The 13,456-nt window shown below is 57.0% G+C and carries 11 protein-coding genes; 5 read left to right on the top strand and 6 right to left on the bottom strand.

Annotated elements, in window-relative coordinates; all coding sequences use genetic code 11:
* Positions 1 to 11: 11 nt before the first annotated feature.
* Positions 12 to 2,375: a glycoside hydrolase family 31 protein gene (locus KOSB73_RS11750; RefSeq protein ID WP_098140526.1), complete on the top strand. Its 2,364-nt coding sequence runs from the start codon at positions 12 to 14 to the stop codon at positions 2,373 to 2,375.
* 168 nt (positions 2,376 to 2,543) lie between these two features.
* Here KOSB73_RS11750 and KOSB73_RS11745 read toward each other — a convergent pair whose 3' ends face one another.
* Positions 2,544 to 4,136 (bottom strand): ABC-F family ATPase, encoded by a 1,593-nt coding sequence (locus tag KOSB73_RS11745; RefSeq protein ID WP_004135166.1) that lies wholly within the window; start codon positions 4,134 to 4,136, stop codon positions 2,544 to 2,546.
* Between the two features lie 177 nt (positions 4,137 to 4,313).
* Here KOSB73_RS11745 and KOSB73_RS11740 point away from each other — a divergent pair, with 177 nt between their 5' ends.
* Complete coding sequence (locus tag KOSB73_RS11740; protein WP_098140525.1) at positions 4,314 to 5,096, top strand: tyrosine-protein phosphatase; 783 nt, start codon at positions 4,314 to 4,316, stop codon at positions 5,094 to 5,096.
* Positions 5,097 to 5,286: 190 nt separating this feature from the next.
* On the top strand, positions 5,287 to 6,201 hold the full coding sequence (gene ldtB, locus KOSB73_RS11735; RefSeq protein ID WP_004130773.1) for a L,D-transpeptidase: 915 nt from the start codon (positions 5,287 to 5,289) through the stop codon (positions 6,199 to 6,201).
* Between the two features lie 43 nt (positions 6,202 to 6,244).
* On the opposite strand, the gene KOSB73_RS11730 is transcribed toward ldtB, so the two are convergent.
* The 5 genes from KOSB73_RS11730 to mntR all read right to left on the bottom strand — a co-directional run bounded on the left by KOSB73_RS11730 (position 6,245) and on the right by mntR (position 11,286).
* Positions 6,245 to 6,961: a GntR family transcriptional regulator gene (locus KOSB73_RS11730; protein WP_004135171.1), complete on the bottom strand. Its 717-nt coding sequence runs from the start codon at positions 6,959 to 6,961 to the stop codon at positions 6,245 to 6,247.
* Positions 6,962 to 7,031: 70 nt separating this feature from the next.
* Positions 7,032 to 8,408, bottom strand: a complete 1,377-nt coding sequence (locus KOSB73_RS11725; RefSeq protein WP_024360121.1) for a glycoside hydrolase family 1 protein — start codon at positions 8,406 to 8,408, stop codon at positions 7,032 to 7,034.
* 151 nt (positions 8,409 to 8,559) lie between these two features.
* A complete protein-coding gene (locus KOSB73_RS11720) occupies positions 8,560 to 9,600 on the bottom strand; it encodes an aldo/keto reductase (RefSeq protein WP_098140524.1) in 1,041 nt (346 codons plus the stop codon).
* A gap of 109 nt (positions 9,601 to 9,709) precedes the next feature.
* On the bottom strand, positions 9,710 to 10,816 hold the full coding sequence (locus KOSB73_RS11715) for an anion transporter (RefSeq protein WP_004135174.1): 1,107 nt from the start codon (positions 10,814 to 10,816) through the stop codon (positions 9,710 to 9,712).
* Positions 10,813 to 11,286 (bottom strand): manganese-binding transcriptional regulator MntR, encoded by a 474-nt coding sequence (gene mntR / locus KOSB73_RS11710; protein ID WP_004130763.1) that lies wholly within the window; start codon positions 11,284 to 11,286, stop codon positions 10,813 to 10,815. The genes KOSB73_RS11715 and mntR overlap by 4 nt, the downstream gene beginning before the upstream one ends.
* Before the next feature lie 182 nt (positions 11,287 to 11,468).
* Between mntR and mntS the strand changes: the two genes are divergently transcribed.
* Both mntS and KOSB73_RS11700 read left to right on the top strand, forming a co-directional pair.
* Positions 11,469 to 11,594 carry a manganase accumulation protein MntS gene (gene mntS, locus KOSB73_RS11705; protein ID WP_004130761.1) on the top strand — a complete coding sequence of 42 codons (126 nt, stop codon included), beginning with the start codon at positions 11,469 to 11,471 and terminating at the stop codon, positions 11,592 to 11,594.
* Positions 11,595 to 11,862: 268 nt separating this feature from the next.
* Positions 11,863 to 13,440 carry a phosphoethanolamine transferase gene (locus KOSB73_RS11700; RefSeq protein WP_098140523.1) on the top strand — a complete coding sequence of 526 codons (1,578 nt, stop codon included), beginning with the start codon at positions 11,863 to 11,865 and terminating at the stop codon, positions 13,438 to 13,440.
* Positions 13,441 to 13,456 lie beyond the last annotated feature (16 nt).

Here is a 13,456-nt window from a genome sequence, read left to right as displayed (position 1 = left end):
GGATGTAAAAAATGAAGACTTTGAAAAACTGGACCTTACACCAACGGCTGGAGCATCACGTTGAGCTGCTCGTCGACGGCCAGCACACCCTGTGTCTGTACGTGCTGGAAGAAAATATGTTCCGCGTACTGCTGAAGCGGCACGGCCAGCTGGCGCTGGATCGCACCTGGAGTATCGCTCCCCAACAGGACGTGCCGTGGGAAGGACGCCCGCGCGAAGAGCTGAGCGGCTTTAGCCTACCCGCCTGGCAGCTCACGGAGCATAGCGACGCCCTGACCATTGCCACCGACCAGCTGCGCGTCACCGTCCACCAGCCGCTGTGGCTGGAATGGCGCTATCGCGATGAGGCCGGCGAGTGGCAGCCGCTGGCGAACGACCGCCCCACCAGCGCCTATCTGGCGAATGCGCACGGCGACGGCGTTGCCCACTACCTGAGCCGACGCAAAGACGAACGCTTCTACGGTCTGGGCGAAAAAGCCGGCAATCTGCAGCGTAACGGTAAACGCTATGAGATGCGTAACCTCGACGCCATGGGCTATAACGCGGCGAGCACCGACCCGCTGTACAAACATATTCCGTTTACCATCACGCAGCGCAGCGATGTCAGCTACGGTCTGTTTTACGACAACCTGAGCAGCTGCTGGCTGGATCTCGGCAACGAAATCGATAATTACCATACCGCCTATCGCCGTTGGCAGGCGGAAGCGGGAGACATTGATTACTATTTGTTTTCCGGCAAGCGGGTACTGGATATCACCAAAGCGTTCGTCCGCCTGACCGGCAAAACGCTGTTCGGACCGAAATGGAGTCTCGGCTACAGCGGTTCGACGATGCACTACACCGACGCGCCGGATGCGCAAAACCAGCTGATGAACTTTATCCGCCTGTGCGATGAACACGCCATTCCGTGCGATTCGTTCCAGCTCTCTTCCGGCTATACCTCGATTAACGGCAAGCGCTACGTCTTTAACTGGAACAACGACAAGGTGCCGCAGCCGAAGGTGATGAGCCAGGCCTTCCACGATGCCGGGCTGAAGCTCGCCGCCAATATTAAGCCCTGCCTGCTGCAGGACCATCCGCGCTATCTCGAGGTCGCGGAGCGCGGGCTCTTTATCCGCGATTCACAGGCCGATGCTCCCGAGCGCTCCAGCTTCTGGGATGACGAAGGGTCGCATCTCGACTTTACCAACCCGCAAACCGTCGCCTGGTGGCAGGAAGGCGTGACGACCCAATTGCTGGAGCTGGGCATCGACTCCACGTGGAACGATAATAACGAGTATGAAGTCTGGGACGGCGAAGCCCGCTGTCACGGATTCGGCCACGAAATTGCTATCAAACATATTCGCCCGGTGATGCCGCTGCTGATGATGCGCGCGTCGCTGGAGGCCCAGCATCGCTTTGCGCCGCAGAAACGCCCGTATCTGATCTCTCGCTCCGGCTGCGCCGGGATGCAGCGCTACGTCCAGACCTGGAGCGGCGATAACCGCACCAACTGGGAGACGCTGCGCTATAACACCCGCATGGGGCTGGGTATGAGCTTGTCCGGGCTGTTCAACGTCGGACACGATGTGGGCGGCTTCTCTGGCGACAAACCGGACCCGGAGCTGTTCGTGCGCTGGGTACAAAACGGCGTTATGCATCCGCGGTTTACCATTCACTCGTGGAATGACGACCAGACGGTCAACGAAGCCTGGATGTACCCGGAGGTCACCCCGGCGATCCGTTCAGCCATTGAGCTGCGCTATCGTCTGCTGCCGTACCTCTATACCCTGCTGTGGCAGGCTCACGCCGACGATGAACCGATGCTGCGCCCGACCTTCCTCGATCACGAACACGATGCGCAGACGTTTGCCGAATGCGACGACTTCCTGCTGGGTCGCGATCTGCTGGTCGCCAGCGTCGTCGAACCCGGCGCGCGTCAGCGCCGCGTGTGGTTGCCGGCAAACCAGGACGGCTGGTACGACTTTTACAGCCACCAGTGGTACGCAGGCGGCCAGTGGATCGTCCTTGATGCGCCGCTGGAAAAACTGCCGCTGCTGGTTCGCGCCGGGACAGGCCTGCCGCTTAGCGAACGCATTCGCCACGTTTGCGCTGAAAAAGACGATACCCGCGAGCTGAAACTGTTCCCGCTGAAAGGAATGGGGACCTGTCGCGGCCTGCTGTTTGAAGACGACGGCGAAAGCTGGGGCTACCGGAACGGCAATGCGCTGTGGGTGGAATGGGAAATGGTCTGCGATAGCGCCAGCATTAACCTGAAGGTCAAGGCGCGCGGCGATTATCGTCCGGCGTGGAAAGCGCTGAAGGTATCGTTGCCGGCGGGGGAAAAACGCAGGCTGCGGGTGAACGGTGAAGAAAGGAGCGAGTGGCGGGTGTAGCCCGGATAAGGCGCAGCGGCGCCTCCGGGGAATTCTGCCACTCTGCAAACTGCTCCCGGGGGCGGCGCTCAACGCGCCTTGCCCGGGCTACGGGCTCACCGCCGTCTGCGGGCCGCTAGCCCGGATAAGGCGCAGCGGCGCCGCAATCCGGGACAAGCAACAGAAAAATTATTCGATACCTTTAGTGCGCAGATAATCTTCGTAGTTACCGGTGAAGTCGACCACGCGCTCCGGCGTAATTTCAATCACCCGGGTCGCCAGCGAGCTCACAAACTCACGGTCGTGGGAAACAAAAATCAGGGTCCCCTGATACATCTCCAGCGCCATGTTCAGCGATTCGATCGATTCCATATCCAGGTGGTTGGTCGGTTCGTCCATCACCAGAATGTTCGGTTTCTGCATCATCAGCTTACCGAACAGCATACGGCCTTTTTCGCCGCCGGAGAGCACTTTCGCCGGCTTTTTGATGTCGTCCTGGCTGAACAGCAGTCGGCCCAGGATGCTGCGCACCGCCTGTTCGTCATCGCTTTCCTGTTTCCACTGGCTCATCCACTCAAATACCGTCAGATCGTTTTCGAATTCATATTCGTGATCCTGGGCATAGTAGCCAATCTGCGCGTTCTCGGACCATTTAACGGTACCGTTATCCGGCATCAGGTCGCCGACCAGGGTTTTCAGCATTGTGGATTTACCCACGCCGTTGGCGCCCAGAATAGCGATCTTCTCCCCCACTTCCAGCAGCAGGTTGAAGTTTTTAAACAGCGGGCCGTTGTCAAAGCCTTTTGCCAGCGCTTCCACTTCCAGAGCGTTACGGAACAGCTTCTTATCCTGCTCAAAGCGAATGAACGGGTTCTGACGGCTGGACGCTTTCACTTCGTCCAGCTTAATTTTGTCAATCTGACGGGCGCGTGAGGTCGCCTGGCGAGATTTAGAGGCGTTGGCGCTAAAGCGGCTCACGAAAGATTGCAGGTCGGCAATCTGCGCTTTTTTCTTGGCGTTATCCGCCAGCAGACGTTCGCGCGCCTGGGTCGCCGCGGTCATATATTCATCGTAGTTGCCCGGGTAAACGCGCAGCTCGCCGTAATCCAGATCCGCCATGTGGGTACAAACCATGTTCAGGAAGTGACGGTCGTGCGAAATGATGATCATGGTGCTGTCGCGATCGTTGAGGGTCTGCTCCAGCCAGCGGATGGTATCGATGTCCAGGTTGTTCGTCGGTTCATCAAGCAGCAGGATATCCGGGTTGGAGAACAGCGCCTGCGCCAGCAGCACGCGCAGCTTCCAGCCGGGAGCCACTTCGCTCATCGGGCCGTAATGCTGTTCAACCGGGATACCGACGCCGAGCAGCAGTTCGCCGGCGCGCGCTTCGGCGGAGTAGCCGTCCATCTCGCCGTACAGCACTTCAAGGTCAGCCACCTTGTAACCGTCTTCTTCGCTCATCTCCGCCAGGGAGTAGATGCGATCGCGCTCCTGCTTCACTTCCCACAGCTCGCCGTGGCCCATAATGACCGTATCCAGCACGCTGAACTCTTCAAACGCAAACTGATCCTGGCGCAGCTTACCGATACGCTCATTCGGGTCGAGGGAGACGTTGCCCAGCGTCGGCTCAAGATCGCCGCCGAGGATCTTCATAAAGGTGGACTTGCCGCTACCGTTGGCGCCAATCAGGCCGTAACGATTGCCGCCGCCAAATTTGACGGAAATATTTTCGAACAGCGGCTTACTGCCGAACTGCATGGTGACGTTGCTGGATACTAGCACGGGGTTATCCTGAAAATAGAGAATGAGAAGTGTGATGAACCAGACATTATGCCAGCAAATGCTTCACTTTTCACGGGGCGTTATAAAATCATCAATGACGCTTGTGTTAGGGTCGTGTCATATTGCGCGGTTACACTGCTTAATGCGTAATTTTTTACCTTAATCTGGAAGGAACCTATGACCACACTCTCCCGCCATCCGGCTTTCTTATCGCTGCAGGGCGGTATCAACTTTCGTGACCTGGGCGGCCAGCGTACCGCCGACGGGCGCCGCGTGCGGACCGGAAAACTATTCCGCTCCGGCTCGCTGCATATGATGACGGCCGATGACCTCACCCACCTGGACGCCATCCCTCTGAGCCGGGTCATTGATTATCGCGACCCGGGAGAAGTGAATCGTAGCCCCGATAAGCTGAACGAAGCGGCTCGCTACCTCAACGCTCCGGCGAATCCGCACGTTCGCGACGTCAACGCCAAAGTCACCGAGCTCAACGCCGCCACGCTAAACGCCCTTAACGGCGAGCAGTTTATGCTGGAGCTCTATCGCCAGCTGCCGTTTAATAACGCCGCTTATCGCCAGCTGGCCGGCTGGCTGATGGAGCCTTTCGACGGCGCGCTATTGCAGCACTGCGCGGTAGGGAAAGACCGTACCGGCGTGGGCTGCGCGCTGACGCTGTTCGCCCTCGGCTGCGATCGCCACACGGTGATGGAGGAGTACCTGCTCACCCAGGGCATGCTGACGCAGGTCGAGGATTTTTTGCTCGCATCCCTCGGCAATGAGCTGTCCGTCCGCGGTCGGCAAAACCTGGCGGAAATGATGACGGTGCATGAATCTTACCTTGCCGCCGCGCTTTCCGGCATCGATGAACGTTACGCCAGCGTCGATGCCTGGCTGGAAAAAGAGTATCAGCTGACGCCGCAGGCGCGAGAAGCGCTCCAGGCGCGGCTTCTGGAGGGGTAATCCCCTCCCGTTTTTAGCCTGCAGGGCCAGCGTTGACGGGCTACACTCACGGTCACAGGAAAAAAATGTGATTTCGTACACATCTCATTTACCTGTTTGCCGGAAAGCACATATAATGCGCTCCCATCGACTTCCTGTTTAAACTGACAAAGGCCTGTGCGGCATTAATATCGCCCACGACATAAAGATTATGAAATTATCAACACTCTTCGCGGCAGCCTTCGCCATCGTGGGCTTTTGCAACACAGCTTCTGCTGTAACCTACCCTCTGCCTACCGACGGCAGCCGTCTGATTGGCCAGAACCAGGTGATCACCATTCCGGAAGGCAACAAGCAGCCGCTGGAATATTTCGCCGCCGAATACCAGATGGGTTTATCCAACATGCTGGAAGCCAACCCGGGCGTGGACACCTTCCTGCCGAAAGGCGGCACCGTGCTGAATATCCCGCAGCAGCTGATCCTGCCGGACACCGTGCATGAGGGTATCGTCATCAACAGCGCGGAAATGCGCCTTTACTACTATCCGAAGGGCACCAACACCGTCATCGTGCTGCCGATCGGTATCGGCCAGCTCGGCAAAGACACCCCGATCAACTGGGTAACCAAAGTTGAGCGTAAAAAAGCCGGTCCGACCTGGACGCCTACCGCCAAAATGCACGCTGAATATGCCGCTGCCGGCGAACCGCTGCCGGCCGTTGTTCCGGCCGGTCCTGATAACCCGATGGGCCTGTACGCGCTGTATATCGGCCGCCTGTACGCCATTCACGGCACCAACGCCAACTTCGGCATCGGCCTGCGCGTCAGCCACGGCTGCGTGCGTCTGCGTAACGACGATATTAAATTCCTGTTTGAAAACGTGCCGGTCGGCACCCGCGTAGAGTTTATCGATGAGCCGGTAAAAGCCACTACCGAGCCTGACGGCAGCCGCTTCATTGAAGTTCACAACCCGCTGTCCACCACTGAAGAGCAGTTCCAGGGCGGCGAAATCGTACCGATTAACCTGACCAAATCCGTACAGGCGATTACCAGCCAGACTGACGTAGACCAGAGCGTGGTCGATCAGGCGATCCAGAACCGTTCCGGTATGCCGGTGCGTCTGAACTAACAGCGCATCGCGCAGCGCGGCGGGCCCGGTGCCCGCCCTTTTTTTATCCGTTATTCACCAGAATAATTCCGCCGTGATCGTAGCGATAGTGGCAATGGGCATACTCCAGCGGCGTACCGTCCTCAAGATAGATCACCTGCTCCACCTCCAGCACCGGATCGCTCGCTTCGCAGTTGAGATATTCCCTGTCCAGCGCCTGCGGTTTCATCGCCCGCACCACCCGATACGATCCCATCATCTTGAGCCCCAGCGTCTCCTGCAGGTAGCGAAACACCGAGCCTTCGAGATGCGTTTTATTCAGGCCGGGCACCAGCGCGACCGGCATCACGGTGAGATCCAGCGACACCGGTTCCTCGTTGAGCAGCCGCAGGCGAACGAAATCATAGACCGGGGCATCGGCGTCAATCAGCAACGAAGTTTGCTCTTTTTCCGTCGGAAAGCGCAGCTCGAAGCGAATCACCCGGCTGGCCACTTCCCCTAAGTGCTCCCAGGTTTTGGTGGCGCCAAAATAGTCGCTGCCGGGCAGTTCCCACTGCGAAAGCTGGAGGAAATTTTTGCGCACGAAGGTGCCCTGCCCCTTGCGGGTGTAGATAAGGCCTTCGACAATCAGCTGACGCATCGCCTGCTGGATGGTCATCCTGCTGGTGCTGAATTCCGCCGCTAACGCGAACTGGTCGGGTAACGGCGCGCTGGCGGGATACTGTCGGCTGATGATACGTTTTTTGATTTCCCGCGCGATACTCAGATATTTGGCCGTCATTCCCCGATCCTTTTACGTTGCTGATAGCGACTGGCGGGCAGAATATACCATCTGCCCGCGCGAGGCGCCGTTACATCTCTTCGCCATTGCTGCGAATGGCCCGCTTGAGCCAGGCATAGCTTTTCTTCGGAACGCGCTTAAGGTCCTTCAGGTCGTGGTTTTCACGGTTCACATAGACAACGCCGTAGCGTTTGCGCATATCGCCCTGCGAACTGAGAATATCGATCAGCCCCCAGCCCAGATAGCCAATCACCTGCGCGCCGTCCTCAAATATCGCCTCTTTCATAGCGTTGATATGATCGCGATGATAGGCGATACGGTAATCGTCAGCGATCGGGTTCTCGCCGTCCCAGGACTCAATCACCCCGATGCCGTTTTCAATCGGGAAGACCGGCAGACGCCAGTCGTTGTAGTAGCGGGTAATGATGGTGCGAAAGCCCAGCGGATCAATCTGCCAGCCCCACTCGGTAGCGTTCAGATAGTCATTCTTTTTATCGCCGAACTGCATGTAGTGGTTCACCGGCGTGCCCGGCGGGATCGGATCGCTATCCAGCGCCTTGCTGGCGTAGTAGCTAAAGGCCAGATAGTCGATTTTGACCTGCGCCATCAGCGCCAGATCCTCTGCGCGGTAGATATCCGCAAAGCCTTCGCGAGCGACAACGTGCATGACTTCCGGGCTGTAGCCCTCCCCGGCGAAGGCGCGCAGCAGATTCTGGTTTAAAAATTCGTCGAGCTGCTGGGCGCAAAGGATATCGCGCGGTTTACAGGTCGCCGGATAGACCAGCGCGTGGGCCAGCATCCCGCCCATCAGGCACTGCGGCTTCGCCTGGTGCAGATACTGCGTCAGGTGCACGTGGGCCATCATCACGTGGTGCTGGATCTGATACAGCTCGCGCAGGGTCTTCTCGCCGCGCATGTAGCCTGAAATCAGAAACGCGTCCGGCATATGGTAGAGATTCTGTTCATTAAAGGTCAGCCACCACTTCACCTTGTCGCCAAAGCAGTCGATCATCTTCTGCCCGTAACGAATAAAGGCTTCCATCACCCGGCGGTCGGTAAACCCGTTGTAGCGTTCAGCCAGCGACAGCGGCATATCGAAGTGATACAGGCAGATCATCGGCTCAATGCCGCGGGCAATCAGGTCATCGATAAACTGGTGATAAAAGGCGATACCTTCTTCATTGAACTCACCGTCGCCTTCCGGGCAAACGCGGCTCCACGCAATCTGGAAGCGGTAGCAGTTCATGCCCAAATCCTGCATCAGGTCGAAGTCTTCCCGGTAGCGGTGGTACGAATCGGTCGCCACCTTCCAGTCGGAAGTCAATTCCGCGGACTGGCGGATATCGTAAACCGACATCCCTTTACCGCCCTCATTCCACGCCCCCTCGGTTTGCATGCTGGAAACCGAGTTACCCCATAAAAAATCTGCCGCTAGTGTTCTGTTCATCGCTCGCACCCATGACTAGTCATATAAATTTCATGACTAGTCATATAAACGAAATCTTATTTTCGGGCAAACCCAGGGATCGTTTTTTGTGAGCGCAGCGGATAAAAAAGCCGGATCGCGAAACAGACGATCCGGCGTGCAAGAGAGGAAGTTACTGCTGTGCTAGCTGGTCGCGACGGTATTCGCCCTGGCGCTCCAGCATCCAGCCCGGATACTCTCGCGGCAGCGCGCTGACCGCATCAAGCCGCGCCAGCTCGTCGCCGCTGAGGACAATGCTGGTTGCCGCGAGGTTCTCGGCGAGCTGCTCCGCGCGCTTCGCGCCAATGATCACACTGCTTACCGCCGGCTGATGCAGCAGCCAGGCCAGCGCGATTTGCGCCACCGAAACGCCCTTCGCATCGGCAATCTCGCGCATTACATCAATGCAGTCAAAAGCCCGCGCTTTGTTCACCGGTGGGAAATCGAACTCCTGACGACGGCCGCCGCTCGCCGACTGTCCGTCGCGATCGTACTTACCGCTGAGCAGCCCTCCCGCCAGCGGACTCCAGACCATCAGGCCCAGGCCTTCGCTCTGCATCATTGGCGCCAGCTCGCGCTCCAGATCGCGCCCGGCAATGGTGTAGTAAGCCTGCAACGAGGCAAAGCGCGCCAGCCCCAGTCGTTCGGAAATGCCCAGCGCTTTGACTATCTGCCATGCCGCCCAGTTCGACACGCCGATGTAGCGGACGTGGCCGTGCTGCACCAGATTATCCAGCGCATACAGCGTCTCCTCGATGGGGGTCGCCGGATCGAAGCCATGGAGTTGATAGAGATCGATATGATCGAGCTGCAGGCGACGCAGGCTCTCCTTCACGCTGCCGATGATGTGATAGCGCGAACTGCCGCGCGAGTTCACGCCTGCGGTGCCGGTTTCGCCAAACACTTTAGTCGCCACCACGACGTTTTCACGCGGCACCTTCATATTCTTCAACGCCTGGCCGGTAATCTCTTCCGAGCGCCCTTCCGAATAGACGTTAGCGGTGTCGATAAAGTTGATGCCCGCATCGAGCGCGCTGCCCACTAGCTGCTCTGCCTCCGCCTGGCGCAGCTGCCCCACTTTCCCCCACAGGCCGCCTTCGCCGCCGAAGGTCATGGTGCCCAGGCACAGCTCAGAGACAAAAAGGCCGGTATGGCCCAGTTTTTGATAACGCATAGGACTCTCCTTAATCAGGGTGATTCACCATCGTGAAGAGAGTTATACCCCGGAAAAGGAGAGCGCGAATGTGGCGTTTCTGTCCGTTTCTTGCCCAATTCTCTGAAAATCAGAGCTGCAGCAATCCATACCCCACCAGCGCCGCCCACAGCAGCATGGGCAGGGAATAGACGTGGAAACGCCACCAGATACGACGATCGCCGGCCATGCGCAGCGCAATCAGATTGGCCAGCGAGCCCGGCAGCAGGCCGAACCCGCCGACGTTAACCGCCCAGGCCAGCAGCGTTGAGGGCGGAACGTAATTAAGCAGCAAAATGGTCGCCGGGACGTTGCTGATAAACTGCGACAGGCCAATCGAGGTCAGCCACAATCCTCCCGCCGAGAGCTGGCCAACGCCGTTGAGCGCATGCTGTAGAACAGGCAGTTGGATCAGCAGGTGAACGTCAATAAACATCGCCATAAACACCAGCAGCAGCGTCCAGTCGACGTTGATAATCACCGCCCGCGCCAGCAGCAGAAAACCCAGCGCGATCAGCGCCAGTCCCCACAGCTCCTGCTTCAGCTCTAAGGCGGTCAAAAAGACCAGATAGAACGCCAGGCAGCTCCAGACCAGCTTTGGCCGCCACGATGGCGCCTTATCGCTGCTCTGATAGTTGAGATGCTTCGCGGGAAAGCAGAACCAGCACAGCGCCAGCAGGGTGATCATCATCGCCGCCGCCAGCGGCAGCATCTGGCCGATAAAGGCCGGAAAGGAGAGACCTGAGCGCCCCCAGAGAAGAATGTTTTGCGGGTTTCCGATAGGCGTTAACAACGACCCGGCGTTCACCGCCAGCGCTTCAAAAATGATTAACCGGCTTGTCGGGATGGCGCACCATTTTTTCAGGGTCAGCGTGAGCGGTACGACAATAAACAGCGCCACATCGTTGGTTAAGAAGGTGGAAAGCAGCGCGGCCGCCAGCACCATAAAAATGGCCAGCTGGCGTTCGGTCACAAAGCGGCGCGCCATTTTGCGGCCAATGACGTCAAAATAGCCGCTCAGTTCGATACCTTTGGTCAGTAGCATCAGCCCGCTAAGGGTGATAATCGTATGCCAGTCAATGGCGTGAAGCCAGGCGGCGGGGGCAAACGGAACAAAGAAGCTTAAAACAACGCCGATAATCAGCAGCAGATGTAAAAAGCGGTCGCGGATCAGCGACTGAACAAAGACGAGGTTCATTCTCCCAGCGACCCCTGCTTGAGGGTAAACTGTTTAAACATCGCCAGCGTCTCTTCGCTGACGTGGTGCTCCATCCCTTCGGCGTCGCGACGCGCAATCTCCGGGCTAACGCCGATCACCAGTAAAAAGTTTTCGACGATCTGGTGGCGTTCCCGGCTTTCATGCGCCAGCTTCTCGCCTTCCGGAGTCAAAAAGATCCCCCGCCAGGGGATCTGTTCGATCAGCCCGACGCTCGCCAGTCTTTTTAACATTTTCGCAACCGTTGGCTGCGACACCCCAAGACGCGCGGCCATGTCCACCTGACGGGCTTCTCCCACTTCCATAATTAGATCGGAGATCAGCTCCACGTAGTCATCAATCAGCTCCCGACGATGCGCCTCGCGCACCTGACGAAACCCCTCAACGTGCTCCTCGACATTCACTAGCTGCGTCACTTTTTTTGTTATTGGCTTACCTGCGCGACGGTTCATTGTGCTTCCTCATTCCTGTGACGCATCAAGCATCATATAAAAGGATCCCCATTGTAATGGATCGCGCACGGAGAACAAAAAATTAACGTTTTAGCCATAGCTATAAAATATAGCCTGTGCTATATCTGTACGTAATACACACATCCTTCAGGGAGCGAAGGACGAAGTTACAGGAGGTCGTTATGAATGAATTCAAGAGGTGCTTAAACGTGTTTACCCATTCTCCTTTTAAAGTTCGGTTAATGCTTGTCGGTATGCTGTGCGATCTGATCAACGGCAAACCCCCACAGGATAAACCCAACAACTAGCGCGGCGTCGCGGTACGCCGCTTCATTTTTCTGTCATATTTCCCTGCCACACTGGCTGATTACTCAGCGCTTCAGCAACTTTTTTCAAGTTTTGTAAGCTTTCTCCCAAAACAATCCGTTATGGATAGTTGACCTTAACATTTGCAAGCCCTATCTTTTGTCAGCCCTGCCACTACTGCGGCTCGCAGAGACCCTCTTCACGCACTGTCCAGCAGGTTTTACCCCTTGATGCCAGGGGACGCACATGGCTCTTTTTTGATTGTTTACTATGAATGTCACGCTGAAAGAAACGCTGGTCGCCCGCGGACTGGTACTGAACCCATGGACAGGATTCTATTTTTTACAATCGCTGTTTATTAACCTGGCGCTGGGCTACGACTTTAGCCTGCTCTATACCGTTGCTTTTACCTGCGTGCTGCATCTTCTGTGGCGCAGCTTTCCGCGCGCGCAAAAAGTGGTGGTCGGCGTTTATTCGCTGCTGGCGGCCATGTACTACCCTTTTGGCCAGGCCTACGGCGCGCCTAACTTCAATACGCTGCTGGCGCTGCATGCCACCAACCTCGAAGAGTCCACCGAGATCCTGACCATTTTCCCGTGGTACAACTATCTGCTGGCCGTGTTTATCTTTGCGCTCGGCGTCATTGCCGTACGCCGCAAGCCGGAAACGTCGGCGCGCTGGGGGAAAATGGATACGCTGGGGCTGCTGTTCTGCACCGCGAGTTTCTTTCTCCAGCCGGTGCAAAACCTCGCCTGGGGCGGCGTCTTTAAGGTTATCGATACCGGCTATCCCGCCGTCCGCTTCGTTAAAGATGTGGTGGTGAATAATAATGAAGTGCTGGATGAGCAGGCGCGAATGGCGCAGCTCGCCAATATGAAAGACAGCTGGCACGTACTGGCGGTAAAGCCGAAGTATCATCTGTATGTGGTGGTGATTGGCGAGAGCGCCCGTCGCGATGCGCTCGGCGCCTTTGGCGGCCACTGGGACAACACCCCGTTCGCCAGTTCGGTAAAAGGCTATCTGTTCAATGACTACGTTGCCGCCAGCGGCTCAACGCAGAAGTCGCTCGGTTTAACCCTCAACCGGGTGGTCGACGATAAGCCGCAGTTTCAGGATAACTTTGTGACCCTCGCCAACCGCGCCGGTTTTCAGACCTGGTGGTTCTCGAATCAGGGGCAAATTGGCGAATACGATACGGCGATTGCCAGCATCGCCAAACGCGCGGATGAGGTTCAGTTCCTCAAGAATGGTGATTTCGAGGCCAATAAAAATACCCAGGATGAGCAGCTCTTAACGCTGACCGCGCAGGTGCTGGCCACCCGCCGTACCCAGCCGCAGCTGATCGTCCTGCATTTAATGGGCTCACATCCGCAGGCCTGCGATCGCACCAAAGGGAAATACACGGTTTTTGTTCAGTCGAAAGAGACCTCCTGCTATCTCTACACCATGACGCAAACCGACACGCTGCTGAGCAATCTTTATACTCAGCTACAAAACTCTGGCGAAACCTTCTCGATGACCTATTTTTCCGATCACGGTCTGGCATTTAAAGAGCGCGGGAAAGAGGTGCAGTATCTGGCGCACGACGATAAGTATCAGCAGAATTTCCAGGTACCGTTTATGGTGATCTCCAGCGATGATAAAGCGCATAAGGTCATTAAAGCGCGGCGCTCCGCCAACGACTTCCTGAGCTTCTTTTCCCAGTGGACCGGGATCAGCGCTCAGGAGATTGCCCCGCGCTATCGTTTCATCTCTGAACAAAAGGCTGGCCCAACCTACATCACCAACTTCCAGCTGAAGAAAGTGGACTATACCCATCTGGGTACCGACGCGTTCACTATCAATTAACTCAGACGCGTAAACA

The sequence above is a fragment of the Klebsiella grimontii genome (assembly GCF_900200035.1).
GTDB lineage: Bacteria > Pseudomonadota > Gammaproteobacteria > Enterobacterales > Enterobacteriaceae > Klebsiella > Klebsiella grimontii.
This window is presented reverse-complemented; position numbering and strand designations above follow the sequence as displayed.